Source organism: Pedobacter sp. GW821-FHT01D05 (assembly GCF_059422505.1).
On record NZ_JBWKXA010000001.1, the window covers coordinates 760,484 to 787,166 of the forward strand.

Here is a 26,683-nt window from a genome sequence, read left to right on the forward strand (position 1 = left end):
CAATTTATTAATTTAGCGATTGCTACTTGCAAATAACTATGAATAAACGAATAATCCTTACTGCTTCTTTTTTTGGGGCTGTTGCTGTTTTGCTGGGGGCATTTGGTGCGCATGGCCTAAAGGCCCTAATTGATGGACCATCATTAGAAATTTGGCAAAAAGGTGTTGATTATCAGTTCTATCACACATTTGCACTATTGTACCTTTCTACCTTCGCACGTTACAGAAACAAGCTCATTAATATCGCTTATTTCTGCTTTACATTTGGAATCATCCTTTTTTCTGGGTCATTATATTTATTGGCCACCCGAAGCATATCACACTTAGGATTTACTGAATTTATTGGTCCAATAACACCAATTGGTGGGCTTTTATTTGTATTGGGATGGATAATGCTCTTTTTTGCTGCATTTAAAGATAAATAATGAATACTTTCGAAAACGATATTTTTGCAGAAAGAGAAACACTTTTTGTTGAAGTTATTTTGCCATTATCTTTGGCGAAAAACTATACTTATCGGGTACCTTTCGATTTAAACGACCAGGTTGCCGTCGGAAAACGTGTGGTGGTTCAGTTTGGCAAACATAAAATTTATACCGCTTTAATCAGCGGCATCAGCACCGTACCACCAACGGTTTATGAGGCAAAATATATTATCGATATAGTAGATGCTGAGCCTGTAATTACACCCATGCAGCTTAAATTCTGGACATGGATGACCAATTATTACATGTGTAATGAAGGTGATGTAATGGCGGCTGCTTTGCCTGCAAGTTTAAAGCTGGCCAGCGAAACGATCTTGATTCTTCGCGATGATTACAATGAAGATACCCAACTTACCGATAAGGAAGAAATCATTATCAATGCACTGAAACAGCAGCAGAAACTTACTGTTAATGATGTTTCCAAGCTTCTTGGGCAGAAAACCGTATACCCGATCATCAATCACTTGCTCGATAAAGAATTGATCCTGGTAGCCGAGGAGGTGGTGCAGAAATATAAACCTTTGCTTAAATCGTTCATCATATTAAATGATTTTTATAGCGATGAAGAAAATCTGAAACAGCTTTTTAATGTTTTGGATAGGGCGCCTAAACAATTAGACGCTTTACTGGCTTACCTGAAATTACAAAAATCAAATCTGCCGATCTCTAAAGAACAGCTTCTGGAAGAGAGCAATTGTGGACCAGCGGCATTAAAAGCTTTAACCGATAAAGATATTTTTGTGGTGATGAAAAGACCGGTTAGTCGCCTGGCCGCTCATGATGAAGAGTTTAGTGTGAATTTTGAGCTGAATGAAGGCCAGCAGAAAGCATTAGGCCAGATTAACCAATACTTTGAAGAGAAGGAGGTGGTTTTGCTGCATGGTGTTACCGCATCGGGAAAAACACAGGTTTATATCAAGCTGATTGAAAAAATCATTCAAAATACAGATGGTCAGGTATTGTTCCTGTTGCCCGAAATTGCTTTGACAACCCAAATTGTAGAACGGATTAAGCGTTATTTTGGTAATTCAATAGGGGTATACCACTCTAAATTCAACAACAGTGAGCGGGTAGAAATTTGGAATAAAGTGCGAACAGGTGCTTACAAGGTAATTCTTGGTGCCCGCTCAGCCGTTTTTCTTCCTTTTCAACATCTTAAATTAATTGTGGTTGATGAAGAACACGAACCCTCTTACAAACAATACGACCCGGCACCACGCTATCAGGCCAGGGATGCGGCCATTTATCTTGGTTATCTGCATCAGGCTAAGGTTGTTTTAGGTTCGGCTACACCATCTTTAGAGAGTTATTATAATGCTTTACAAGGCAAATATGGACTTGTAGAGATGAAAGAGCGCTTCGGCGGTGTTCAGCTTCCAAACCAGCAAGTGGTAAGTATTTCGGAAGAAACGAAGAAAAAAACAATGAGCTCGTATTTTTCGAGTGTATTGATCAAAGATATCGATCTGGCGCTTTCTAAAAACGAACAGATTGTGTTATTTCAGAACAGAAGGGGCTATGCCACCATTTTAATCTGTGCTACCTGTGGTTATACACCAAAATGTGTAAACTGCGATGTAAGTTTAACCTATCATAAAAGCAGCGGCAAATTACATTGCCATTATTGTGGCTATCAACAAAGTAGCGTAAATATCTGTCCGGCCTGCGGCTCGGTGCATGTAGAGCAAAAAGGATTTGGTACCGAGAGGATTGAAGAAGAGCTCAGGTTACTTTACCCAGAAGTTACCATTGCCAGGTTGGACATGGACAGTACAAGGACAAAGAATGGGCTCCAACAGATCCTAAATGACTTCCAAGAGAAGAAAACCGATATTTTAATCGGTACGCAAATGGTGGCTAAAGGATTGGACTTCGATAACCTGAATCTTATTGGGGTAATTAATGCCGATACGCTTTTAGGTTACCCCGATTTCCGTGCTTACGAAAGGAGTTTCCAGCTGTTGGCGCAGGTTGCAGGTAGGGCAGGTAGAAGGGCCGATCAGGGGAATGTCTGTATTCAGACTTATGATGCCGAAAACCGTATTATCAAGCAAGTGGTGAACAACGATTATGAGGGCATGTACAACGACGAAATCGTTGAGCGTGAGAAATTCTTGTATCCGCCTTTTTCCAGAATGATATTCTTGTATGTAAAACATAAAGATTCTCATGTATTAGATCACGCAGCATTCACGCTGGCCAATATCCTTAAAGGGAAATTTGGTAAACGGGTTTTAGGTCCGGAGCAACCTTTAGTAAGTCGTGTACGGAATCTTTATATCAAACAGATCATTATCAAGGCTGATAAGCATACTGCCATTCAAAAAGTTAAAGATGCATTAAGAGAAACCCTGACCCAATTTAATGCGACCAAAGAATTTAAAGGGGTTTTTACACAAATAGATGTAGATCCGTATTAATTACTAATTTAAGTTTTGATTTAGTGTTACTTACGGTAATGTGGATTTCTTTATCTTGTATCACCGTTAAAAAAAGCTAATTTTGAAGCTCATGGCGTATAAATTTGTTGATAATTACCGAGAACGTGGAGCGAGAAAAAAACTGGTTGAGTTGTTAAAATCTCGCGGAATTGAAGATGAAAATGTGTTAACGGCCATAGGTAAAGTTCCACGTCATTTCTTTTTTGATGAAACTTTTTGGAACCAAGCCTACAAAGATATTGCGTTTCCAATAGGTGATGGGCAAACTATATCCCAGCCTTATACTGTTGCTTACCAAAGTGAGCTTTTGCATATTAAAAAGGGCGATAAGGTACTCGAAATCGGAACGGGTTCGGGCTATCAGACCTGTATTTTAATGGAACTAGGCGCAAATGTTTTTACCATCGAAAGACAAGAAAATATCTACAATAGAACCATTCAGGTTTTACCAGGAATGGGTTACCGGCCTACTTTTTACTGTGGTGATGGCTCGAAAGGAATTGCTGCCCACGCGCCGTACGACAAAATAATCGTTACTGCAGGTGCTCCTTTGGTTCCGGAGATATTATTAAAACAATTAAAAATAGGCGGCATTCTGGTTATCCCGGTAGGAGATGAGAAAACCCAGAAAATGGTTACTGTTATCCGCGTAAGCGAAACCGATTACGAAAAAATTGTGTTAGATACCTTTAGGTTTGTGCCTTTAGTGGGCGACCAGGCGTGGTAGTAGTTTAAGTCCCTAGTCCGAAGTCTTCAGTCTTTAGTCGATTTGGACTCAGGACTAAAGACTCATGACTGTAGACTAACCTATCTCTTCATCGCTCTATCCAACTCACGTTTGGTATCTCTGTCTTTAATGCTACCACGTTTGTCGAATTCTTTTTTACCTTGAGCCAGTGCAATTTCTATTTTAGCGAAACCTCTTTCATTGATGAAAATGCGTAATGGAACTATGGTATAACCTTTTTCTTCGCCTTTAAGCTTTAATTTTCTAATTTCTTTTTTCTGCAGTAGTAAAGCACGGTCGCGTTTAATATCGTGATGATAGAAAGAGCTGTGTGAGTATTCCGAAACATGAAGGTTGCGCACATAAAGGTTACCCCCAATAAACATGCAAAATGCATCGGTCATGTTGGCTTTACCTTGTCTGATTGCTTTTATTTCAGTTCCTAAAAGCGCAATCCCTGCTACGTATTTATCTAAAAGATTGTAGTCGAAATATGCTCTTTTATTCTTTATGTTGATGTCGTTTTTCAAAATTTTAATAAAGTATATGTTGTTGTAATATTCAGCAATGGTATAAAATATACATGCCGGGTTGCAAATATCCTAAAAAATGATGTGATAATTTAGTTTTAATTTATTTCGTGTTTAATGCGATCGTAATGCTGAATTTATTTCAGCATCTTTCATATAAATAGACCCTGAAATAAATTCAGGGTGACGATTCTGAACAATGTGCATATTTGACTTCTCTTGGATAAAAATGTTCATCTGTTTGTAAAAGCTAAGGATATATTATTATGTTCGTATTTATTCGTTTAAGTTTGGACTTTAAATCTCAAAAATGAAATTCAGGAACCTACTTTTAATCTTATTGTTAGCCGTTACTTTTCGGGTAGAAGCACAGCAACCTACTTTATTGCCACAATTCACCTTTTACAAACTGGATGGAAAACCGTTTTCAAATAATGATATTAAACAAGGAAAAAAGAACCTATTTATCTTATTTGATTGTACTTGTGAGCATTGCCAGCGGGAAAGTAAAAATCTGAATGCCAATTACGCCAAATTTAAAGACATTAATATTTACATGATTACCATGGATGAGGAGTATATCATTCCGCAGTTTTTCAATTCTTATGCCAAGGGCTTAAACACCAAGCCCAATGTACTGGTATTGCAGGATAAAAAACGCATGTTTATCCCAACCTTTTTGCCAAAGCAATACCCATCAATGTACTTATATTCTTCAGCTGGTAAACTACTGATGTACCAATCGGGAGATGGTGGCGTAAAAAAGCTAATGACGGTAGTAGGTAAATAATCTTAATTTTTTAGCCACAGATTACACAGATAAACACTGATTTTGATATCAGTATTCATTCTTTTGATCTGTGGTTAATTATTTATAACCATGAGTAAGTTATAAGTTGAAGGACAGGTCTAAAAAATTACCGGATAATCAAAACCGGAATATTTACCTTATGCCGTACTGAATCAACCGTGGTGCCGAAAATAAGGTCTTTTAAGCCTTTATGGCCATGTGCACCCATTACCAGTAGCTCCATCTCATTTCTGTTGCTGATATCGGCTATGGCTTTACCAGTACTGCCAAAACCGATAAAAGGTGTAGAATCATATCCAAGATCTTCCAGGTTAGTCCTGTATTTCTCCAGATTAGCAGCATCGCTCTGCGTTTCATGGTCCATTACTTCATTACCAAGATAGCGGGCAGCAGCAGTTTCTACAATATGGATCAGGTAATAGTGTGCCTCTTTACCACCCTGAATTAAAGCATGCCGGATCGTGTTTCGATCGTTTTTAGAGAAATCTACGGCAATTCCGATCCGCTTGTAACTGATTTTGTCTATTTTTCCAATATCCAGAGCATTCCCATGGGGCACAAGCTGTTTTGAAGCATTTCTTTTCTTTTCTAATAACGGGTGGAAGAAAATATAAAGCAGGAGTAAAACGATCAGGATTAATGCCGGTATTACAATCACATAAATCCACCAACTGTTAGCCTCTTTTGCCCAGCCACTTATTTCTTCAATTACCAGTTTTACATTCAATGCGATAATAGCTAGCGCACTTGCCCATGCCAATACCTTAACCCAGGGTTTAATTGCAAAATCTTTCATCAGTTTTTTATCTGATGTAAAATGAATTAACGGAATAATGGCAAAACCCAATTGCAAACTTAATACTACCTGACTCAGTACCAGCAAGCCACCAAGGGCGTCTTCGCCATAGTGTAATATCGTGAAAAATGCAGGAATAATCGCCAAAAGACGTGTAATCATGCGCCGTAACCAAGGTTGAATCCTTAAGTTAATGTGGCCTTCCATAATAATCTGTCCTGCTAAAGTTCCGGTAACAGTAGAGCTTTGCCCGGCGGCGATTAACGCTATGGCAAATAGGGTTGGGGCAACATTGCCAAAAATGTTCGAAAGTAGTTTATGTGCATCCTGAATTTCGGCTACCTCGTGTAGTCCATTTTTATAAAAGGCAGCTGCAGCAAGAATCAGTATAGCGGCGTTAACAAAAAAAGCAAGGTTTAATGCAACGGTTGTATCAATGAGGTTAAATTTTAAGGCCTCCTTAATTCCTTTATTACTACGCTCAATCTTCCTGGTTTGTACTAAAGATGAATGCAGATACAGGTTATGCGGCATTACGGTGGCACCAATAATCCCGATGGCAATATAAAGTGCATCACCATTTAGTATAGAGGGCTCAAAACCTTTGGCTACCTCTTTAAGTGAAGGCTCTACAATAAACATTTCAACAAGAAAGGAAATCCCAACAATAAAAACCATCGAAACGATAAAGCCTTCCATGGCCCGCATGCCTTTATTGAGTAAAAAGAGCAGTAAAATGGTATCGAAAATAGTAATTGAAATACCCCAGATTAGTGGCAATCCAAAAAGGAGCTGTAAACCAATGGCCATCCCGATAATTTCGGCTAAATCGCAGGCTATAATTGCGGTTTGTGCTAAGCAAAATAATGGAATATTGGCCCAACGCGGATATGCCTGTTTAGAGGCCTGCGCTAAATCCAGTCCCCTTACTATTCCCAAACGGGCACTTAACGATTGTAATAGTAATGCAATGAGGTTCGACATCAATAAAACCCAGATTAATTGGTAGCCAAATTTACTACCACCCGCTAAATCGGTTGCCCAGTTACCGGGATCCATGTAACCAACACTAATTAAATAAGCAGGACCAATGAAAGCTAGAATTCTCCTCCAGCCTTTTCTTTTATCTGTATTTACACTTTGATGTACTTCACTTAACGATTCAGTTTTTGCCATTACTGCTGATTAAAATATGTTTTGCAACTTCTCTACTAATATTAACTTGTTTATCGGATAAAACGATTTCTACCGAGCCATCGAAATCGGTCACATCGCTGATCTGGATTTTTTTGCCTAAGGTTAAGCCTAGTTTTTCTAAATGTTTTAAAAATGCCGAGCTATGCTGGGTAACACCTGTAATGGTGCCCTGATCGCCTATTTTTAGTTCTATTAATTTAATAAACTGGGTTTTGGCAAATCTTCCGTTTTTATCGGGAATGGGGTCGCCATGGGGGTCGGCTTTTGGAAAGCCTAAAAATTCGTCTAGTCTTTCAATCAGCTCAATTGATTTAATATGTTCTAATTCTTCTGCCACATCATGTACCTCATCCCATTTAAAGTTTAATTTATCAACCAGAAAAACTTCCCATAAGCGATGTTTACGCACGATATCTATCGCTGTATTTTTTCCTATTTCGGTTAAAGTAACGCCTTGATATTTAATGTAATCAACCAGACCTTTATCGGCTAATTTCTTAATCATGTCGGTTACAGATGCCGGTTTGGTTTGCATTTGCTCTGCAATGGCATTGGTTTGAACGTTTATTGTTTGCTCTGCCAGATGATAAATAGTCTTTAGATAGTTCTCTTCCGTGTAACTTTGCATTTATATTTATCTAATTTTATTTTTAGGTAAATCTAAAAATTTTTATTTAAAATATATATGATAAATTATGTTAAAATTTAGAATATAATTTGGTTATGTTTGTATTCTCAAATACCTTTAACACCATATGGCATCTGAATTAGATAAAATTGACTTTAAAATTTTAAGAATTCTTCAAGAGAACGGAAGAATTACCAACTTGCTTTTATCCCAAGAAATTGGTTTATCACCTGCACCAACATTAGAACGTGTACGCAAGCTTGAAATGGCAGGATATATTAAAAGTTATCATGCGTTGGTAGACGAAGAAAAGCTGGGTTTAGGTATAAAAACCTTTATTCAGATTCAACTCGATTTTCATAAAAATAATACCATTCAGATCTTTTTGGATGAAGTAAACCAAATCAAGGAAATTACTGAGTGTCACCACGTTACTGGTCAGGCCGATTTTCTATTAAAGGTTTATGTGAAAGACATTAAAGCGTACGAACGTTTAATTATGGATAAGATCAGTAAGATTTCCGTGGTTAAAACTTTCCAAACGATGATGATCATGTCGACCACGAAAAAAGAACCGATAGTACCGCTGGAGTATTAACATTAAGTAATTATGGCAACCTAAAATGCTAAGGTGTCCTAAGATGACTAAGGTGGTCCATATTTTTTTTACCACCTAAGCCACCTGAGATCATCTAAGTTGGGAGTTCATGCTTTTATGTTTAAGGGTTTATATCGTACATAAGTTCATTAACAAAACTCTTTTTTCCGTTATGAACTATATTGGTTGAATTGAAATTGATCAACAGTCCTTTTGGTATTTTTAATAATTTCATATAGGTTAAAATCTGTGCTTCATGAATGGGTAATATACGCTCAACCGCTTTTAGTTCTAATACCAGACAGTTTTCAATCACTAAATCTACCTTGAGTTCTGTATTTAGTAGCACATCTTTATAAGAAAGTATAATAGGATGTTCAGCGGTAAAATTTATGTTTTGTAGCTGTAGTTCTCTCATTAAGCACTTCTGGTAAACACTTTCGAGAAGGCCAGGGCCGAGAATTCTATTTACTTCTATACAAGCACCTGTAACCTTGTATTCTAATTGGTCGAGAAAAGTTTTATTGATCACCATAAAATCCATTAATTAGTTAATAATGTTTTTAGGATGATTTTTAAGTAATTCGTTAGTTGGTAGAATTACAAGAGCAATTTATCAATAATTCCCGAAATTTCCTGAGCATTTTGATAAACCATAAAGTGCGTTCCATGTTCTATAATAAAATCTGGCTGAGCAATTTTTGAATATAAAATTTTATCGTTGGTGCCGTGAATATGGTAGATGCTTTTAGGTTTGATTTTATTGCTCCAGCTTAGAATACTTCCGATTGCCCATTTCAAAAAATAAGGATCGGTATCTTTTATAATTTTGCCCAACAAAGTTTTCTCACTATTGGAACGTGTGCCGAAATAGTAATTCTGAGTAAGTTTATTCGATGATTTTAAGAGCCTAGCAGGAATAAATTTTAACAGTCCAAGTTTCCCTGCAAAGCGGTATAATGCAGGCAGATGAGTACTTAACATAGTACTCGAAATGATAATCGTTGCTGCAGGGGTTAATAATTTAGCCATTTCTACAGCAATCATCCCTCCAAAAGAAACGCCAACCAAAGCAAAGGGTTGGCTTAAGTCTATTACGCTACTTAATCGTTGGGCGTAAGAAGCTAATGACTCATTTTTATTCGGAATAATCCAATCGATATGAATCATATTGATATTTTCATTAAGCTTCAGCTTTGAAAAAATCCTTTTATCGGCACCTAAACCGCTGATAAAGTAAGTATTCATTAGGCTGGTAAGTTCCAGTCGATGGGGCTTAAATTGTTCTGTACTAAAAGCTGATTTGCTTTAGAGAAATGTTTCGATCCAAAAAAGCCATTGTAAGCCGAAAATGGTGATGGGTGGGCAGCCGTAAGTACATAATGTTTTTTCTGATCGATTAAAGCCGCTTTTTGTTGCGCATATTTACCCCACAGAAGAAACACAATATGTTCGCGTTTTTGAGATAAAGCCTTAATAATTTCATCCGTGAAAATTTCCCAGCCACGGTTTTGGTGCGAGCCTGCTTCCGAAGCACGAACGGTTAAAGTTGCATTTAACAACAGTACGCCCTGTTCTGCCCAATGTGTTAAGTGCCCATGGTTTGGTGCTTTAAAACCTTCAATATCAGTTTCTAACTCCTTGTAAATATTTTTTAACGATGGCGGAATGGCTACACCGCGTTGTACCGAAAAAGATAGACCATGCGCCTGGCCAATACCATGATAGGGGTCTTGACCTAAAATCACAACCTTTACCTGATCAAATGGCGTGGTGTTTAATGCGTTGAAAATATCACTGCCTTTTGGGTAAACCGTTGCGCCATTGTTTTTCTCCTCCTGTAAAAAAGACTTAAGGCTTTTCATGTAGTCTTTTTCAAATTCTTCTTCTAAAACGGCTAACCAACCTGGTTCTAATGCTGCAGACATGTTTTTTTATGTAAGATGTGTATGTAATATGGTTGATGGTTTGATAGTTTATGGTCAATGGTTTGGGTGTTCAGTTTAGACCATGTACCATTAGCTGTAAATTATTAAACTATGAGTCCGTAAGTATTAAGCTATTAGGTTCTGAACTCTTTGGCGATCAACCATGGACCATTAAACCATGAACCCAAATCTTCTCAAAAAGTTTAAGATTTCTTCTTATATATTGCCAGTAAATCACCCTCCAGTGTTGTTTTTGGTCCTTCTATAATCCGTCCAAGTTCTTTTCCTTTTTTATCAAGAACAATAAAAGTTGGTACCCTTACAATATCCAGACCATCCAGAATGCCATTTTCAGCCTTCTTATTTCCATCAACCGCAATAATTTCAACGTTTTTCCCTTTAAAGTGTAGGGCATCTAAAATTTTAAAGAAATTTGGCACGTTAGCTTTGCTATCGCCACACCAGGTGCCTAGAACGATTTTTATTTTTTCGTTTTTAACCAGTTTTTTTAGCTCAATCATGGTTGCTGCATCGGGTATATATGCCGCGTAAAGTGGATCATACATTTCTTTAAACTCAGGAAAAGCAGTAATTCCTTCACGCGTACAGGCGTTAATCAGAATATCTTTATTGTGGACTTGATCGTGGATTTTTTTATTAACTTCTTGTGCAGAAACATTCATTGCAAGTACAATTAGGGTGATGGATAATAGGATTTTCATATTTAAGAGACGGTTTTTTTGAGCTTTTAAATTTTTAATGAAATTATTGTTTTAAAATCTAATTTCTGCCATTTAAACACGATATTTGCAAAAAAAAATAATTAGAATAAAATTATGCCAAATATTATCAGATTAATTGCGGGGTTTGCTTTACTGGGTGGCGCAGTAGCTTTATTTATTTTCGGCTTTTGGCCATGGGGTATTGTTGCCATTTTATTGGGAATAATTGTACTGGTAACTTATTTCTTTAACGAGAATATGCTTTTAGCACAATGGTTTCTTAGAAAAGATAACATGCCTAAAGCAAAAATGTTTTTAGATCGGATTACCAATTACGAAACGCAGTTGATTAAAGTTCAACATGGTTATTATAATTTATTGATCGGATTAATTGAAAGCAGAACGGCACCGATGCAAAGTGAGAAGTATTTCAAAAAATCACTTGCATTGGGCATGCAAATGGATCATAACATTGCTTTAGCAAAATTAAGTTTAGCGGGTATTGCAATGGCTAAGCGTAACAAACGCGAAGCGACCATGTATCTTGCCGAAGCGAAAAAAGCAGATAAAAATAAATTACTGGCCGATCAGATTAAACAAATGAAAGATCAGATGGGCATGATGGATAAGCAGCAGCAAGTTCGTTACAGATAAAATTTTAAAGCCATTTCTTAACCGGAATGGCTTTTTTGTTTCAGCTCAGTTTTGTTTGTTGAAAATTACACTGTATAAATTACTATTTTTATGAATAATCTAACTTTTAAATATTCATGAAAAAAGTATCTTATTTACCCATGCTGGCCTTCTTAGCCATTCTAGGTGCTTGCAATAACAAAAAAGATGCTGAAGAAAGCAATGAAGGCTTTTCATCCGCAAATCCTTTTTTTAAAGCAAGCGAACTTGCCTTTCAGGCTCCTGCCTTCGACAAAATTAAAAATGGCGATTTTAAACCCGCACTGGAAGAAGGAATGAAGCAGCAGATGAACGAAATCCAGAAAATTGCTGATCAGACTGAAGCACCTGATTTTGAAAATACCATTCTGGCCATCGAAAAAAGCGGACAATTGCTGAACCGGACAAGTGTGGTTTTTAACCTACTTACAGGCGCCAATACCAATCCCGAATTGCAAAAGGTTAAAGAAGAGGAGGCGCCTAAATTAACTGCAAATACTGATGCGATTTATTTAAATACCAAACTTTTTAATCGGGTAGCAGCCCTTTACAAACAGAAGGATCAGCTGAAACTGGATGCCGAATCATTGCGCTTACTGGAGTATTATTACCAAAAATTTGAACTGGCAGGAGCAAAGCTATCTGATGCTGATAAAGACAAGCTTAAAGAGCTGAATAAGGAAGAAGCTACCTTGAGTGCAAAGTTTACCGCACAGTTACAGGCGGCAGGTAAAGGTCTAAAAAATACTACCCAACAGCCCGAATTGCAATCAATGGCCGATCGTGCCAAGCGAGAAGAACTTTTTAACAAATCATGGAACAGGGCAGAAAAAGGCGACGCAAACGATACCCGTAAAATAATTTCAAGAATTGCGCAGATCCGTTCTGCTCAGGCTGCATTGCTTGGCTTTAAAAATTATGCAGCTTGGAAATTGCAAAATCAGATGGCTAAAACACCCGAAGCAGTAGAAGATTTTTTTGGTAAGGTTATTCCGGCTGCTACCGCTAAAGCAAAAAGTGAAGCGGCAGATATACAAGCCATAATCGATCAGCAAAAAGGTGGCTTTAAATTGGCTCCCTGGGATTGGGACTTTTATGCCGAACAAGTTCGCAAAGCAAAATTCGATTTAGATGAAAACGAGGTTAAACCCTATTTCGAGTTAAATAAAGTACTCATCAACGGTGTTTTTTATGCTGCAACACAACTTTATGGCATTACTTTTAAAGAACGTAAAGATTTACCTGTTTACCAGGAAGATGTTCGTGTTTTTGATGTGATAGACAAAGATGGGAAACAGCTAGGTCTGTTTTATTGTGATTACTATAAGCGTGATAATAAAGATGGTGGTGCCTGGATGGATAACCTTGTTCCCCAATCTAAGCTATTCGGTACGATACCGGTTATTTATAATGTCTGCAATTTTACCAAACCCGAAACAGGAAAACCAGCATTAATTAGTTTTGATGATGTTACAACCATGTTTCATGAATTTGGACACGGTTTACATGGCCTGTTTGCCAACCAGCAATATCCCAGTCTTTCTGGTGCGAACGTAGCCCGCGATTATGTAGAATTCCCTTCACAGTTTAATGAGCACTGGGCTTCCGATCCAAAAATATTAAAGAATTATGCGCTTCACTATCAAACCGGGGCACAGATGCCACAGGCTTTGTTAGATAAAATTAAAAAGGCGAGTTCGTTTAACCAGGGGTATATTTTTACTGAAGCATTGGCAGCAGCCGATCTGGATATGCAGTGGCATACGATTTCTCCGGGTTCACCATTACAGGATGTAGACAAATTTGAAGCCGAAGCTTTAAAGAAAACCAATCTAAATTTATCGTATGTGCCGCCACGTTACCGCTCCAGTTATTTTCTGCATATCTGGAGTAATGGTTACGCCGCAGGTTATTACGCCTATAGCTGGACTTCTATGCTTGAAAATGATGCCTTTTCTTGGTTTCAGGAGAATGGAGGATTAACCAGGGCAAATGGTCAGCGTTTTAGGGATATGATTCTGTCCAAAGGAAATACCGAAGATCTTGGCAAAATGTTTTTTAATTTCAGAGGACATAATCCTGATATTAAACCAATGCTTAAAAAACGCGGATTGTTGTAAAACAAAATTATAGTACAAAGGACATTTAACAAGTGGCCTTTGTACAATAATCAATAACAGGTTGAGGATGGCGGTGCTGTAGTTATGATACCGTTTTTCTTTAAATTCCATCTCTTCCAATAAATCTTTCTTTACCCAAAAGAAACTGAATAGCCTTTTTTACATTGCGGTTTACCGATTCTTCCGTTTTAAGGTTGGCAATATAACGTATAATCTCCTTCTGTAAATGGGGGGCAAGGCTGTCAAATATATCCTTAGCTTGTTTATTTTCTACTAAAGCTTGCTCCAGCTTAGGATTTATCCTTATTGTTCGTTCTTCAGCATCAAATTCAATTTCGAAGCTTGCAGTATCTCCAACATCTTTGCCTGCCGCTTTTCGCATAGGGGTATTCAGGTACAAACGCCAATCGCCTGCATACTTTACCAGAGTTTGTTTAAACTCATGTCCATCAATTTTCATTGTAATTGGAAGCTGACCTTTATCTTTCCCTGCCTGATGGAAAACATAGTTTAATGCTTCTCCCGGTACAAATACAAAAGGATTGATGCCAATAATCTTAATTTCAGCAGTAAAGGCTTTCGGTTTTTTGATATCCATTAATTAAAGATATTGCCTTTGATTAAAACTCCATAATTTTTGGCCAATAAATCAGACGATATGCGCGCTACTTAATGCCCTTCACCTATTGCTCATCGCAAAAAAAATCAAAACCAAAAGCTATTTTCTATTGTAGTTTATATAAAATCTTATACCTATGGCAACATCACAAGAAGGGAGTACCAACAATACTCAGGAAGAAAATAACATTAAAGATTTGGACGGTAAAGCAGCCATCGAAAAACTGAGAACACTAGCCGAAAAGGCAGAAAGCTGTTTTTTCTGTACCAATATTAAAACTGGCATACCCTTGTCGGTGAGGCCAATGGCCATTCAGCAGGTCGATGATGACGGGAATATTTGGTTTATGAGCATGAAAGACAGTCATAAAAATAATGAGATTTCAACTGATCCTTTTACTCATTTGTTGTTTCAGGCCGGTGCACACTCGGGTTTTGTAAATATTTATGGAATTTCTGAAATCAGCAGAGATCAGGCTAAAATTGATGAGCTTTGGAGCCCGTTTATCAAAACATGGTTTCAGGGAGGAAAAGACGATCCTGATCTTACCTTAATCAAGGTTATCCCTTCTGAAGGATATTATTGGGATACCAAACACGGCACTGCCGTTGCATTTTTAAAGATGGCAGCGTCGGTAATTACAGGAAAAACAATGGATGATTCGGTAGAGGGAACTTTGGAGGTGGATTAGTCAACTAGGGCGTCACCCTGAATTTATTTCAGGGTCTTATAGATGCTTGATCCCGAATCTTTCGGGACAGCATGATGATTCTCAATTATTTATCCCCTAAATAATCGAATCCTTCAAATTCTTCTCTTTGAGCTCTTTTGCTTAAGATATCTTCTTCATCGGCTTGTACTCTTGAGAAGAATAAAGCTTCGGCCTGGATTCTTTTTATTAACTGACGTACCAGCGTTAAATCAAAAGCATCTTTGCTTAATTTAATGCAGTATTCTCTTTCGTTGATTTCTAAACTTGACGTATTCATATCGCAATGATTTTAATTATCGATTGCTGTAAATATAGAAAAGGCTTGCTAAACAATTGTTAGCAAGCCTTTTAAGTTTATGTTATGTTTTTGTTAAAATCAAATCCAGAATTCCCTTTTTCGGGTCTCAGATTAATTATTTATGCGATAAGAATAAGCCGTCGTCTGTTTTGGCAACTTTTAAAATTCCTTTTCCAGTTAAAGCTTTTAAAGTTGTATCCCATTTCTTATTACTCCAATCGGCCAGTTTCCCTTTTACTTCAGTTAACAGGTATTGTTCGCCTTCCGAAACCAATGCATATAATTCTGTTTCTTCAGGTGTCATTTCTATTTTCTTTTTCTCTGGGCGCATCTGCGGGAAGAATAAAACTTCCTGAATGGTACTTTGGTTAGTCATTAACATCACCAAACGATCAATACCAATGCCCAAACCTGAAGTAGGTGGCATACCATATTCTAATGCACGTACGAAATCATCATCCATGGCCATGGCCTCGTCATCACCACGGGCAGCTAACTTTAACTGATCTTCTAAACGCTCTTTTTGGTCTATAGGATCGTTTAATTCTGAATAAGCATTCGCGATCTCTTTACCATTAACAAATAGCTCAAAACGCTCTACCAATCCTTCTGCGGTACGGTGCTTTTTAGCAAGCGGTGTCATTTCGATAGGGTAGTCGGTAATGTAGGTTGGCTGAATTAGATTCGCTTCAACTTTAGCACCAAAAATTTCATCAATTAATTTACCGCGGCCCATTGTATCATCAATTTCGATACCTAAATCTTTACAGGTTTGTGCAATTTCTTCCTCGGTCATTGCCGAAACATCAATTCCTGTATATTTTTGGATCGATTCGTACATGGTTAGTTTTTCATACGGTCCCTCAAAATTAATTTCGTTGGCACCAACTTTAACTACACTTGCACCAGTTGTAGCAATCGCTACTTTTTCTAAACATTCTTCAACCATTGCCATCATCCAGATATAATCTTTGTAGGCAACATAAATTTCCATTGAAGTAAATTCAGGGTTATGTGTACGGTCCATCCCTTCATTACGGAACATTTTACCGAATTCATATACGCCATCAAAACCTGCAACGATTAATCTTTTTAAATAAAGCTCATTTGCAATACGCAAATAAAGCGGCATATCTAAAGTATTGTGGTGTGTGGCAAACGGACGTGCAGCAGCACCGCCGTGAATAGGCTGTAGAATAGGTGTTTCTACTTCCATCCAACCCTGGTTATCAAAATAATTGCGCATGGTATTAATCACCTTGCTACGTTTAATGAAGATCTGTTTAAAATCAGGGTTTACCGTTAAATCTACATAACGCATACGATAACGCAATTCCGGATTGGTAAATCCATCGTAAACATTGCCTTCATCATCGCGTTTAACGATTGGTAGTGGACGCAGTGACTTAGAAAGTACCTTAAATTCAGTAACATGTACAGAGATTTCTCCTGTTTGCGTAGTGAATACATATCCTTTAACCCCGATGAAATCGCCAATATCTAAAAGTTTTTTAAATACCGTATTGTATAGGTTTTTATCTTCACCAGGACAAAGTTCATCACGCTTTAAATAGATCTGAATTCTGCCGGTAGAATCCTGTAACTCTGTAAAAGACGCAGCACCCATAATATTGCGGCTCATAATTCTACCTGCTAATACTACGGTCTTGTATGCTGTCTTATCTACTTCATAATTGGCTAATATATCTGCCGCATAAGCATTTACTTCATAAGCTTCTGCAGGATAAGGCTCGATGCCTAACGCACGTAATTGTTTTAGCGACTCACGTCGTAATACTTCTTGTTCTGATAATCCTATACTCATTTCAGGTATTTTTTGCAAAAGTAATGCTTTTGCATTTTTGTTATTGTTAAATTTTGGTGCTTTAATGAAAAAGAAATAATTAGCTGATTAAATTTTGAATTAATATTGGAAAAAAATCAATTTTCAGTACCAATTAGCTATCCACTTAAAACAGATGGTTGCAAAGATAAGAAAGCTATTGTAATTACTAAATGCTTTATTTGATATAAAACCTCATTTTAGCATGTTAAAAGCCAATGAGATAAAAAATGGATGATCAGAAACTTTGCCAGCCGTAGTTATTCCATGTCGGTTAAAGGATTCCAGAATACCTTTTTAAGGTTTTGAACTTTCAGGTTTTTAATTTCCAGACCTTCGCGTTCTAGCAGCTCTTGTCTTTTGGCTGTAGATGATGGATCGCCACTGAGCAAGCCATTGCTGCTGATTACCCTATAATAAGGAACAGGAGGCTGTGCTGCTCCGCAAGCACCAATGGCTCTGGCAACCATTCTCGATAGATTAGGGGTGCCAATGGCTTTTGCAATTGCTCCGTATGACGTTACCCTGCCTTTGGGTATTTCTCTGGTTAAATCCCAAACTTGTTCAAAAAATAAATCGTGTTTCATCGTTTTAGCAAATGATACATAAAGCTATTAAATATAGCTGTTTCATAATTCGTTATTGTGAATTTAATTTATTAATGACTTTTCTATCGTTTTATTGGTCTGATAGCTACTCCATGGTCAGAACCCCGCTGAAGTTTTTAAGTATTTCATCGGATATTTTTTTTTAGTGATATGAATTTAGTGTTTCACAGATGTTATATTTGTTTGGACGTGAATAGCCATTTTAAAAACGATGCCCGATATAAAACAAATACCACCTTCTAGTTTTGAGTTTTTAAGGTTGTTAAAAAATAACAACGAACGTGAGTGGTTTAACAACCATAAAATAGCTTACCTGAAAGAACATGCATATATAGAATCTTTTGCACAGGATTTATTAGATCTGATGAATACCCATGATGTAATTGAAACACCATCGGGAAAGAAAAGTTTATACCGGATTTATCGGGATACGCGTTTTTCAAATGATAAAACGCCCTATAAAACCCATTGGAGCGGAAGTTTTAAACGGGCAGGTAAACAAAGAAGGGGTGGCTACTATTTTCATATCGAACCAGGTAATAGTTTTGTGGCCGGCGGCTTTTTCGGGCCTTCTCCTCAAGATTTGAGATTAATAAGGGAAAATATAAGTTTTGATGCCCAGCCCTTGAGAGAAATATTAAGTGATAAGACATTTATTGCTTCCTTCGAGACTTTGAAAGGCGAACAATTAAAGACTGCTCCAAAGGGTTTTGATGGAGATCATCCGGATATCGATCTGCTACGTTATAAACAATTTTTGTTAGTTCATCGATTTACCGATCAGGAAGTTTTAAGTAGAGAATACGTAGGATATTGTAATCAGGAATTTAAAAATATGCGCCCTTTCTTTGATTACATGAGCGAAATATTGACTACCGACGCAAATGGATTGGAACTGTAGTTGATTTTTAGGTATTCAGAAAAATAAAGGGCCACGATTACAAGATTGGTAATGATGACCCTTTATTTAATTATGATTCAGCCTCTATACCTTCCTCATACATTTCGTTAATGGCTTCGGCATATTTCTTTTCTACAATCCGGCGTTTAACTTTCATGGTAGGGGTAATTTCTCCTTCATCTATATTGAAAGGATTACGCTTAATCTTAAAGTTTTTAATGCGCTCAAATTTGGCCAGTTCGTTTGATATTTTTTTAATATCCTGTTCCATCCAATCTATAATTTCCTGATCGCGGATAAAAGGATCTGCCTCTTCAAAAAACGATGGTTTGAGTTTAAAGGTTTCTTCCAAAGTTTCCCTGTTCGGGATAATAATTGCCGTAATAAACTCACGTTTATCTCCGATTAAAAAAAGCTGATCAATTTTTGGGCTTTTCAGGTAAATGTTTTCTACCGGGGTAGGGTAAACATTTTTGCCATAAGCATTTACGATCATGTTTTTTAAACGGTCTGTAATCTGCAGGTTACCTTTATAAAAACGGCCAATATCCCCGGTATGGAACCACATGTCTTTATCTATCGCTTCGGCTGTTTCTGCTGGTTTGTTAAAGTAACCTTTCATCACGCAATGACCGCGTACAATTACTTCACCTTCGGCGCATTCAAATTCTTCGTTAAAAGTATTGTGCGTTTGGATACTGAGCATTTCTTTAGTTTCGACATCTTGTATACCCACTTCAATTCCTGGAATTACGCGGCCAACAGTGCCATAAACCTGTCTGTGGTATTCGGTAACCGACATTACCGGCGAAGTTTCTGTTAAGCCAAATCCTTCTAATATTTTAATGCCCAGATCGCCAAAAAATTCACCCACATTTTTAGGTAGGGCGGCACCGCCAGAAATCATAAACTTTAAACGTCCGCCGGTTTTCTCTTTAATTTTACTAAAAACCAATTTCTCTGCTATCCCTTTTTTTGCTGATAAAATGAGGCCAGGATTTTTGCCGGCTTCTTTTGCTACGCGGTACTTATTTCCGGTTTCTAAGGCCCAGGTAAATATTTTTGCTTTTGTACCTCCACCAGCAGTTCCTCCTTTTATCGCTTTATCGTGTATGCGTTCCAATAAACGCGGAACGCAGCTCATTACCGTTGGACGAACTTCGCCCATGTTTTTGGCCAATAACTCTAAACTCTGTGCGAAGGCAATTTTACAGCCTTGTGCGCAGCAAACATGGTAAGTTGCTGTACGCTCGAATACGTGCGATAAGGGTAAAAAAGAAAGGAAAGTTTCCGTTTGATCAATCACAGGGATCTGCTGCAAGCAAACCTCCACATTCTTAACAAAGTTATAATGGGTAAGCATTACACCTTTTGGCGTTCCTGTTGTTCCCGAGGTGTAAATTAAAGAGGAAACATCGTCAGGTAAAACCAAACTTCTGCATTGGTCAATGTCAGCCCTTTCGGCAGCCGTAACCTGATGTTTAAGCGCCAGGATATCAGAAAAGGCAATAACTTCTACATGTACATCTTCTGGAATAACAACTTTTTCAAAATCTTTAAAAGCAGGAATAATATATTTTAACTGTTTGCAATTGGCTGCTACCTTTAATACTTTACGGTATAGAAAGTTATTTCCAATAAGAATAGCTTTTATGCCAGAGTCGTTAATGATGTAAGCTACTTCCTGTTCAGAAAGTGTAGGGTAAATGGATACGTTAATTACACCAATCTGCTGGATTCCCTGATCATAATATACGTATTCAGGTGAATTCTCGATCATTAATCCTAATCGGTCGCCTTTTTTTATTCCTTTCTCTAAAAAGAAAGCAGAAACAGCGTCGGCTCTTTTTAAAGTATCTTCATAAGAAATTTCAGTCCATTCTGTACCTTGTTTATGAATCAAAAAGGTTTCTTGAGGTTTATGGATGTTTTTTACAACATTTCGCAACAAGGTAGGAACAGTTGAAAATTCGTTTATTAGTGGCATGCTCGTATTGGTTCGCTAATTATAATTAACAATTATAAGGCTTTTTGGTTTAAAAATACAAAAGGGCCCCGAAATTTTCGGGGCCCTTAAATAATATATTTTATAAGATTTTAAACAGAGAAGCTTTCGCCACAGCCACAGCTGCGGCTGGCATTTGGGTTTATAAAGTTAAAACCTTTTCCATTTAAGCCATCGGTGAAATCTAATTCAGTTCCGGCCAAATAAAGAAATGATTTCATATCCAAAGCAATTTTGATTCCTCTGTCTTCAAAAAACTGATCGCCTTTTTGTTCTTCGTTATCAAAATCTAAATTGTATGATAAGCCCGAACAGCCACCACCTTTTACTGAAACGCGTAAAAAGTAATCAGAACCCATTTCTGAATCCTGCATTAAGTGGGTGATTTTTTCTTTTGCTTTATCTGTTATTGTGATCATCGTATCGAGTATTTAGCATCTAGTATCAAGATTGAATTATTATAGTCTTGATACTACATACTTATGTCTTGTTACTTATTAATGGTGCGATTTTTCTAACACAATTGCCTCTAAACCATTTTTAACACGGTAATCGTTAATGGCCGATTTAATTGCATCCTCTGCCAAAACCGAGCAGTGAATTTTTACCGGAGGTAAAGCCAATTCTTCAACAATATCCATATTGTCAATAGATAAAGCCTCATCAATTGTTTTTCCTTTTAACCATTCTGTAGCTAAAGAAGAAGAAGCAATAGCCGAACCACAACCAAATGTTTTAAATTTAGCATCAGTGATTACGTTATCTTCTCCAACTTCAATTTGTAAACGCATTACGTCGCCGCACTCAGGTGCACCAACTAATCCTGTTCCTACAAATTTGCTGTCTTTATTTAAAGTACCTACGTTACGTGGGTTATTGTAATGGTCAATTACTTTTTCTGAATATGCCATGATTTTATTTTTTTATCTCCTTCCGGAGCAATTTTATTTTTAGTTTTCAATTATCAATTTTCAATTATCAGTTTGCCTACTCAAAACTGCAAACTGCCAACTTCAAACTGAACTAGTGTTCCGCCCACTCAATTTTACTCAGGTCAATTCCTTCTTTAAACATTTCCCAAAGTGGAGAAAGTTCTCTTAAGTGGTTAACTGCTTTTTGAGTCACTTCAATAGCCTGATCAATCTCTGCTTCTGTTGTAAACCTGCCTAAACCGTAACGGATAGAAGAGTGTGCTAAATCATCCGATAAACCTAAGCTTTTTAAAACGTATGATGGTTCTAAAGATGCTGAAGTACAAGCCGATCCCGAAGATACCGCTAAATCACTCATTGCCATCATTAAACCTTCACCCTCAACATATTTGAAAGAGATATTGGCTACGTGTGGTAAACGGTGTTGTGTATTACCATTAACATAACTCTCTTCCATTTTGCTTAAAGTAGACTCTAATTTGTCGCGTAAAGCAGCTAAACGGATCGATTCGCTTTCCATCTCTAAACGGCAAAGTTCACATGCTTTACCTAAACCAACAATACCTGGAACGTTTAATGTACCAGAACGCATTCCGCGCTCGTGGCCACCACCGTCCATTTGTGCAGTAACTTTAACCCTTGGGTTTTTACGGCGAACGTAAAGTACACCAACACCTTTCGGGCCGTACATTTTGTGTGCCGAGAAAGCCATTAAATCGATACCATCAGCATTTACATCAACAGGAATTTTACCAACTGCCTGCGTAGCATCAGTCATAAATAAAGCACCGTGTTTGTGTGCAATTGCCGCAATTTCTTTAACGGGTTGAATTACACCGATTTCGTTGTTGCCATACATAATCGAAACTAAAATCGTTTCAGGAGTCATGGCAGCTTCTAATTCAGCTAAATCAATTAAACCGTCTTCTTTAACGCCTAAATAAGTTACACGTGCACCGTTTTTCTCCAGGTGTTTGCAAGTATCTAAAACCGCTTTATGTTCAGTAACCGCAGTAATAATGTGGTTACCTTTTTCTTTATACATTTCAAATACACCCTTAATAGCCAGGTTATCGGCTTCAGTTGCACCTGATGTAAAAATAATTTCTTTTTCAGTACAGCCGATTAATTTGGCTACCTGCTCACGGGCATAATCTACACCCTCTTCAGCCACCCAGCCAAACGCGTGATTACGACTTGCGGCATTTCCAAATTTCTCTGTAAAGTAAGGTAGCATTGCTTCCAGCACCCTGGGATCTAACGGGGTGGTTGCATTATTATCTAAATATATCGGCTGTTTCATCTCTATTCTGTTAATTATAACACAAAGATACGAAAAAACTTATTTAACAATTATAAATAATAGCTATGACCTTATAGAGAAAAGCTGCATTTTTACATTCACATAACCTTATAATCTATGAATAAGATAGAACACATCGGCATCGCGGTAAAAGACCTTAACAGTTCTATAGATATTTATCAGAAACTATTGAATACCGATTGCTATAAAACTGAGCAAGTTGCATCTGAATTTGTAAATACAGCTTTCTTTAAAACTGGCGAAAACAAGGTAGAACTGCTTCAGGCTACCGCTCCAGATAGTGCAATTGCTAAATTTATCGAAAAAAAAGGAGAGGGGATTCATCATATCGCTTTTCTGGTTGATGATATCCTGGCCGAAATGGAACGCCTGCATAAAGAAGGATTTGTGTTGCTTAGCGAGTCGCCCAAAAAAGGCGCAGATAATAAAATGGTGTGTTTTGTGCATCCGAAAGATACCAATGGTGTGTTGATCGAGATCTGCCAGGAAATTAAATGGATTTAGAAGATGTTAATGCGATTGTTTCATTCCCCTCTTTTAGAGGGGGTGCCTGCAAGGCGGGGTGTCAATTGATCCATGATTTGTTTTTGAAAATGATTGGTTCCGTATTCCATAGCCTCTTCAGTCCTGCTAACCGCTATAGTCCCGATGAAGAATCGGGAGCTGCCGCTTTTATCAGGTTTATTTAAATTGGCCTGTGGTTCTTGGTTTAGCGCTAATCGCATAAAAAGCTGATCTTAAAATCCTGTAATCTCAAAAATCCTATTCTATGTCATTAATTAGTATCATCAACAAAGATTTCGATATACCAGATGATCTTTCTGAGAATCAGTTGCGCGATGCAATGGTTGATGCCTTTGCTTATTTAATCGATAACGACTTCCCTAAACTGATCCAGATCTTGTATAAGGCCGATGTAGATCAGTATAAATTAAAAGAATTATTAGAAAAGGTAGAAGGCTCAAGCTCGGCTGAAGTAATTGCTGATGCTTATATTGCCCGCCAAATGGCTAAAATAGAAACCTGGAAAAAATACAGTCAAAAGAAGGATTAGGAATAGAAGCTTATGCTTGCGAAGGGTTAAAACGGTTGTACATATCCATATCAAAAAACGAAATGGAATTAATCTTATCGGCTTTTAGTACGAGGTCGGTTTTTAACTCATCTGTGTTTGCAACAGAACCATCTTCAATATAACTCGCATAAACCGTTAAATACTGGGTGGTAAAAACCAGTTCTTTATCGTCAGCCTTGCGGTAGCCGCTAAAAGCAGGCGTAATGCGGATATAACTGGTGGTAAAGGGTTTGGGCAGCTCTTTAACCCAGCCAATGTAAAATTTACCACTATCCATGGTAAACTGCAAGAGGTGTGCGTCAAAAAAAGACGAACTCAGTAGAAGTTCAAATTCATTTCCCGAAGTAGCAATTGCCCTTTTTATTGCTTTAAGGCGATTAATAAAAAGATTTGCGGTTTCTGTTGCACCTACAGCTACAAGTAACGACATGCTGGTGGTTCCGAAATAAGGTGTGTGGATGGGAAGTAATTTGCTTAATTGCTCAACGGTTTCAGGAAAGATGGCAATGAATAATCCTCTTAATAAAAAGCATATACCCAAAAGCAGGATGCCTGCAAAAGCAGAATTTAACAGCACACGTTGGTTTTCTAGCCGGTATTGTACGTATCTGAGGTACCTGAACCTGATAAGGATATAATAGCCGCCTACAAGAGGGAATAGGAGCAGGTTAAAAGGCATCTATATTGACTATTTCTTGTTTTTATCCTTTTCTATCTTTTTGAAAATACTCGATTCCATTAGAGCGCCCACCATTTGTCTGATCCTTGGCTGTGCAAAGAAATCGGGGCTTTTAATGTAGAGCTTTCCGCTACTGCTAGAATGGATAATTCCATCAAACTCGCTATCTTTTCTCATATATCAAATTTACACATATTTTTTAAAATATCTGAAAAACAATATTCAGTCCAAAAATTTTAGGTTTGTTGTATTATATGTGGATGTAGCAGTCGTTTTACAATAAACATTGTTTAAATCAGTTTTTACTAAAACAGATGCTAAAAATCTTATAATTAAAATTTTAATTTAGGCTTGTAAATCAAAAATAAAATTAAGATATTTGCATCCTCTAAAATAGAGGTAGAAAGACTAATAGGAAATGTCATAAGCGTTGTTGCCAGCAAATTGCAAAAATGTTCTTGATGCTTTCACACAAATAACTTAAAATAATATTCAAATGAAAAAAGATTTGCACCCAACAAGCTACAGACCAGTTGTTTTTAAAGACATGTCTAACGAATATGCTTTCTTAACAAAATCTTGTGTAGATACTAAAGAAACAATTAAATGGGAAGATGGTAATGAGTATCCTCTTTATAAATTAGAGATTTCTCACACTTCTCACCCTTTTTATACTGGTAAAATGAAATTGGTTGATACAGCAGGACGTATCGATAAATTCAAAAACCGTTACGCTAAGAAATAATTTTAGCAACAAAAAAGCATTTTTTGAAGTCCCTTTGCCAAAAGCATCGGGACTTTTTTTATTTTTGTTGCTTATGACAATCAATCTTTTTGATGATTCTTGCTGGGCATCTCTCCGCCCACTTACGTTTACCAGGCCAGTGGCCGATTTACGCATTGGTATTTTAACCATTGCAGAGAAATGGGCCAAACATTTAAAAGCCGATTTTGGCTTTCATACCCAAGATTACCTCTCTGTAAAATTTGCGCCTAAGCCTAATGCCGATTTATTTATAAACGGTTCTGTTTGTCCGGACGAAGCTTTGCTAAATGCCATAGATAAACTTAAAGGGGGGGAAGTGCTTTACAAAAGAGATGTTATTATCGCTTATATTTCAGATCAGCATGATTTGGAATCGGTTAAATCGCTAAAGCCGGTAGAATACACAGGAGATTTTATACAAATTGTTTATCCAGAGCATATTTTTGGTAATAATCCTGGCGAGATCAGAAAAGACTTTAAATTGTTGACCGAAGGGCGCAGTTCGGCAAAGTTAAGCAGTAGCAATCAGCTACTCGGAGATGATATTTTCCTTGAAGAAGGTGCTAAAGCGGAATGCAGTGTTTTAAATAGTACCTACGGACCTATTTACATCGGTAAAAATGCTGAAGTGTGGGAAGGCAGTTTAATAAGGGGATCCTTTGCACTTTGTGATAACTCGTCTATAAAAATGGGGGCCAAAATATATTCAGGTACTACCATAGGTCCGAATAGCCGTGCCGGAGGCGAAATTAACAACTCGGTCATTTGGGGCAATTCGGCCAAAGGCCATGAGGGTTATTTGGGCAATTCGGTAATGGGCGAGTGGTGTAATATAGGTGCAGATACAAACAACTCGAATTTGAAAAATAACTATGCCGAAGTAAAACTTTACGATTACGAAAGTAAAAAAATGCGGAACACTAACCTGCAGTTTTGTGGTTTAATTATGGCCGATCATGCTAAATCGGGCATAAATACCATGTTTAACACCGGTAGTGTGGTTGGCATCGGTGCCAATGTTTTTGGTGCGGGCTTTCCTTCACACCATATACCTGATTTTAGTTGGGGAGGCGCCAGTGGTTTCGATACCTATAAACTGAATAAAATGTTCGAAACAACCGAGAAGGTATTTGCCCGGAAAAATATAGTTTTTGATGAAGTAGAAAAAGATATCATTACTAAAGTATTTGAATTAACTGAATCGTATAGGCGATTTTAATATAAAACCCGATCTGGAAAGATCAACCAAGCATTAAATAATACAAA

Annotated in this window: 30 protein-coding genes; 13 read left to right on the top strand and 17 right to left on the bottom strand. The window is 37.4% G+C overall.

What is annotated here, in order from left to right:
* Positions 1-38: 38 nt before the first annotated feature.
* From AC07VK_RS03040 to AC07VK_RS03050, 3 genes are all read left to right on the top strand, one after another.
* Entirely contained in the window at positions 39-425 is a 387-nt protein-coding gene (locus AC07VK_RS03040) for a DUF423 domain-containing protein (protein WP_029279875.1), read from the top strand.
* A complete protein-coding gene (gene priA, locus AC07VK_RS03045; RefSeq protein ID WP_492958240.1) occupies positions 425-2,905 on the top strand; it encodes a replication restart helicase PriA in 2,481 nt (826 codons plus the stop codon). The genes AC07VK_RS03040 and priA overlap by 1 nt, the downstream gene beginning before the upstream one ends.
* Positions 2,906-2,996: 91 nt before the next feature.
* On the top strand, positions 2,997-3,653 hold the full coding sequence (locus AC07VK_RS03050) for a protein-L-isoaspartate(D-aspartate) O-methyltransferase (protein WP_029279871.1): 657 nt from the start codon (positions 2,997-2,999) through the stop codon (positions 3,651-3,653).
* A gap of 80 nt (positions 3,654-3,733) precedes the next feature.
* On the opposite strand, the gene smpB is transcribed toward AC07VK_RS03050, so the two are convergent.
* On the bottom strand, positions 3,734-4,183 hold the full coding sequence (smpB, locus tag AC07VK_RS03055; protein ID WP_492958242.1) for an SsrA-binding protein: 450 nt from the start codon (positions 4,181-4,183) through the stop codon (positions 3,734-3,736).
* 310 nt (positions 4,184-4,493) lie between these two features.
* On the opposite strand from smpB, the gene AC07VK_RS03060 reads away from it, so the two are divergent.
* A complete protein-coding gene (locus AC07VK_RS03060) occupies positions 4,494-4,973 on the top strand; it encodes a TlpA family protein disulfide reductase (protein ID WP_492953211.1) in 480 nt (159 codons plus the stop codon).
* Between the two features lie 127 nt (positions 4,974-5,100).
* Here the strand turns inward: AC07VK_RS03060 and AC07VK_RS03065 are convergent, their stop codons facing one another.
* Positions 5,101-6,966 carry an Nramp family divalent metal transporter gene (locus AC07VK_RS03065; protein ID WP_492958244.1) on the bottom strand — a complete coding sequence of 622 codons (1,866 nt, stop codon included), beginning with the start codon at positions 6,964-6,966 and terminating at the stop codon, positions 5,101-5,103.
* The gene (locus AC07VK_RS03070) at positions 6,953-7,615 is read right to left on the bottom strand and encodes a metal-dependent transcriptional regulator (RefSeq protein WP_492953213.1); all 663 of its coding nucleotides are present in this window, start codon (positions 7,613-7,615) and stop codon (positions 6,953-6,955) included. Before AC07VK_RS03070 ends, AC07VK_RS03065 begins: the two co-directional genes overlap by 14 nt.
* 127 nt (positions 7,616-7,742) lie before the next feature.
* Here AC07VK_RS03070 and AC07VK_RS03075 point away from each other — a divergent pair, with 127 nt between their 5' ends.
* Entirely contained in the window at positions 7,743-8,213 is a 471-nt protein-coding gene (locus AC07VK_RS03075; protein WP_025142637.1) for an Lrp/AsnC family transcriptional regulator, read from the top strand.
* Between the two features lie 121 nt (positions 8,214-8,334).
* Here the strand turns inward: AC07VK_RS03075 and AC07VK_RS03080 are convergent, their stop codons facing one another.
* The 4 genes from AC07VK_RS03080 to AC07VK_RS03095 all read right to left on the bottom strand — a co-directional run bounded on the left by AC07VK_RS03080 (position 8,335) and on the right by AC07VK_RS03095 (position 10,863).
* Positions 8,335-8,748, bottom strand: a complete 414-nt coding sequence (locus AC07VK_RS03080) for a GxxExxY protein (protein WP_494939777.1) — start codon at positions 8,746-8,748, stop codon at positions 8,335-8,337.
* A 65-nt stretch (positions 8,749-8,813) separates the two neighbouring features.
* Positions 8,814-9,461 carry an alpha/beta fold hydrolase gene (locus AC07VK_RS03085; RefSeq protein WP_492953215.1) on the bottom strand — a complete coding sequence of 216 codons (648 nt, stop codon included), beginning with the start codon at positions 9,459-9,461 and terminating at the stop codon, positions 8,814-8,816.
* On the bottom strand, positions 9,461-10,141 hold the full coding sequence (ung, locus tag AC07VK_RS03090) for a uracil-DNA glycosylase (RefSeq protein ID WP_492958248.1): 681 nt from the start codon (positions 10,139-10,141) through the stop codon (positions 9,461-9,463). The genes AC07VK_RS03085 and ung overlap by 1 nt, the downstream gene beginning before the upstream one ends.
* 203 nt (positions 10,142-10,344) lie before the next feature.
* Positions 10,345-10,863: a thioredoxin family protein gene (locus AC07VK_RS03095; RefSeq protein WP_215128348.1), complete on the bottom strand. Its 519-nt coding sequence runs from the start codon at positions 10,861-10,863 to the stop codon at positions 10,345-10,347.
* 114 nt (positions 10,864-10,977) lie between these two features.
* Between AC07VK_RS03095 and AC07VK_RS03100 the strand changes: the two genes are divergently transcribed.
* Both AC07VK_RS03100 and AC07VK_RS03105 read left to right on the top strand, forming a co-directional pair.
* On the top strand, positions 10,978-11,517 hold the full coding sequence (locus AC07VK_RS03100; protein ID WP_029280631.1) for a DUF2892 domain-containing protein: 540 nt from the start codon (positions 10,978-10,980) through the stop codon (positions 11,515-11,517).
* 116 nt (positions 11,518-11,633) lie between these two features.
* Positions 11,634-13,655, top strand: a complete 2,022-nt coding sequence (locus AC07VK_RS03105; RefSeq protein ID WP_492958250.1) for a M3 family metallopeptidase — start codon at positions 11,634-11,636, stop codon at positions 13,653-13,655.
* A gap of 100 nt (positions 13,656-13,755) precedes the next feature.
* On the opposite strand, the gene AC07VK_RS03110 is transcribed toward AC07VK_RS03105, so the two are convergent.
* The gene (locus AC07VK_RS03110) at positions 13,756-14,253 is read right to left on the bottom strand and encodes a YdeI/OmpD-associated family protein (protein ID WP_492958252.1); all 498 of its coding nucleotides are present in this window, start codon (positions 14,251-14,253) and stop codon (positions 13,756-13,758) included.
* Positions 14,254-14,410: 157 nt separating this feature from the next.
* On the opposite strand from AC07VK_RS03110, the gene AC07VK_RS03115 reads away from it, so the two are divergent.
* Positions 14,411-14,965, top strand: coding sequence for a pyridoxamine 5'-phosphate oxidase family protein (locus AC07VK_RS03115; RefSeq protein WP_492958254.1), 555 nt, complete (start codon positions 14,411-14,413; stop codon positions 14,963-14,965).
* A gap of 85 nt (positions 14,966-15,050) precedes the next feature.
* Here AC07VK_RS03115 and AC07VK_RS03120 read toward each other — a convergent pair whose 3' ends face one another.
* The 3 genes from AC07VK_RS03120 to AC07VK_RS03130 form a co-directional block, all read right to left on the bottom strand.
* Complete coding sequence (locus AC07VK_RS03120) at positions 15,051-15,263, bottom strand: hypothetical protein (protein WP_492958256.1); 213 nt, start codon at positions 15,261-15,263, stop codon at positions 15,051-15,053.
* A gap of 136 nt (positions 15,264-15,399) precedes the next feature.
* Positions 15,400-17,109: a lysine--tRNA ligase gene (gene lysS / locus AC07VK_RS03125; RefSeq protein WP_492958258.1), complete on the bottom strand. Its 1,710-nt coding sequence runs from the start codon at positions 17,107-17,109 to the stop codon at positions 15,400-15,402.
* 278 nt (positions 17,110-17,387) lie between these two features.
* Positions 17,388-17,714 carry an MGMT family protein gene (locus tag AC07VK_RS03130; RefSeq protein ID WP_492958260.1) on the bottom strand — a complete coding sequence of 109 codons (327 nt, stop codon included), beginning with the start codon at positions 17,712-17,714 and terminating at the stop codon, positions 17,388-17,390.
* 232 nt (positions 17,715-17,946) lie between these two features.
* On the opposite strand from AC07VK_RS03130, the gene AC07VK_RS03135 reads away from it, so the two are divergent.
* Positions 17,947-18,636 carry a DUF2461 domain-containing protein gene (locus AC07VK_RS03135; protein ID WP_492958262.1) on the top strand — a complete coding sequence of 230 codons (690 nt, stop codon included), beginning with the start codon at positions 17,947-17,949 and terminating at the stop codon, positions 18,634-18,636.
* 70 nt (positions 18,637-18,706) lie between these two features.
* Here AC07VK_RS03135 and AC07VK_RS03140 read toward each other — a convergent pair whose 3' ends face one another.
* The 4 genes from AC07VK_RS03140 to AC07VK_RS03155 all read right to left on the bottom strand — a co-directional run bounded on the left by AC07VK_RS03140 (position 18,707) and on the right by AC07VK_RS03155 (position 22,876).
* A complete protein-coding gene (locus AC07VK_RS03140; protein WP_492953224.1) occupies positions 18,707-20,623 on the bottom strand; it encodes an AMP-dependent synthetase/ligase in 1,917 nt (638 codons plus the stop codon).
* Between the two features lie 110 nt (positions 20,624-20,733).
* Positions 20,734-21,060, bottom strand: a complete 327-nt coding sequence (locus tag AC07VK_RS03145) for a HesB/IscA family protein (protein ID WP_025142623.1) — start codon at positions 21,058-21,060, stop codon at positions 20,734-20,736.
* Positions 21,061-21,138: 78 nt separating this feature from the next.
* Complete coding sequence (iscU, locus tag AC07VK_RS03150; RefSeq protein ID WP_025142622.1) at positions 21,139-21,552, bottom strand: Fe-S cluster assembly scaffold IscU; 414 nt, start codon at positions 21,550-21,552, stop codon at positions 21,139-21,141.
* A 112-nt stretch (positions 21,553-21,664) separates the two neighbouring features.
* Positions 21,665-22,876 (bottom strand): IscS subfamily cysteine desulfurase, encoded by a 1,212-nt coding sequence (locus AC07VK_RS03155; RefSeq protein ID WP_492953225.1) that lies wholly within the window; start codon positions 22,874-22,876, stop codon positions 21,665-21,667.
* A gap of 117 nt (positions 22,877-22,993) precedes the next feature.
* Between AC07VK_RS03155 and mce the strand changes: the two genes are divergently transcribed.
* The gene (mce, locus tag AC07VK_RS03160; protein ID WP_492953226.1) at positions 22,994-23,401 is read left to right on the top strand and encodes a methylmalonyl-CoA epimerase; all 408 of its coding nucleotides are present in this window, start codon (positions 22,994-22,996) and stop codon (positions 23,399-23,401) included.
* A 265-nt stretch (positions 23,402-23,666) separates the two neighbouring features.
* Positions 23,667-23,951, top strand: a complete 285-nt coding sequence (locus tag AC07VK_RS03165; protein ID WP_492958266.1) for a hypothetical protein — start codon at positions 23,667-23,669, stop codon at positions 23,949-23,951.
* Between the two features lie 10 nt (positions 23,952-23,961).
* Here AC07VK_RS03165 and AC07VK_RS03170 read toward each other — a convergent pair whose 3' ends face one another.
* Positions 23,962-24,651 (bottom strand): hypothetical protein, encoded by a 690-nt coding sequence (locus AC07VK_RS03170; RefSeq protein WP_492958268.1) that lies wholly within the window; start codon positions 24,649-24,651, stop codon positions 23,962-23,964.
* A 9-nt stretch (positions 24,652-24,660) separates the two neighbouring features.
* Positions 24,661-24,828: a hypothetical protein gene (locus AC07VK_RS03175; RefSeq protein WP_157258143.1), complete on the bottom strand. Its 168-nt coding sequence runs from the start codon at positions 24,826-24,828 to the stop codon at positions 24,661-24,663.
* 319 nt (positions 24,829-25,147) lie between these two features.
* On the opposite strand from AC07VK_RS03175, the gene AC07VK_RS03180 reads away from it, so the two are divergent.
* Together AC07VK_RS03180 and AC07VK_RS03185 are read left to right on the top strand one after the other, a co-directional pair.
* On the top strand, positions 25,148-25,396 hold the full coding sequence (locus tag AC07VK_RS03180; protein ID WP_025142617.1) for a type B 50S ribosomal protein L31: 249 nt from the start codon (positions 25,148-25,150) through the stop codon (positions 25,394-25,396).
* Between the two features lie 73 nt (positions 25,397-25,469).
* A complete protein-coding gene (locus AC07VK_RS03185) occupies positions 25,470-26,636 on the top strand; it encodes a putative sugar nucleotidyl transferase (protein ID WP_492958270.1) in 1,167 nt (388 codons plus the stop codon).
* The last annotated feature ends 47 nt before the right edge of the window (positions 26,637-26,683 follow it).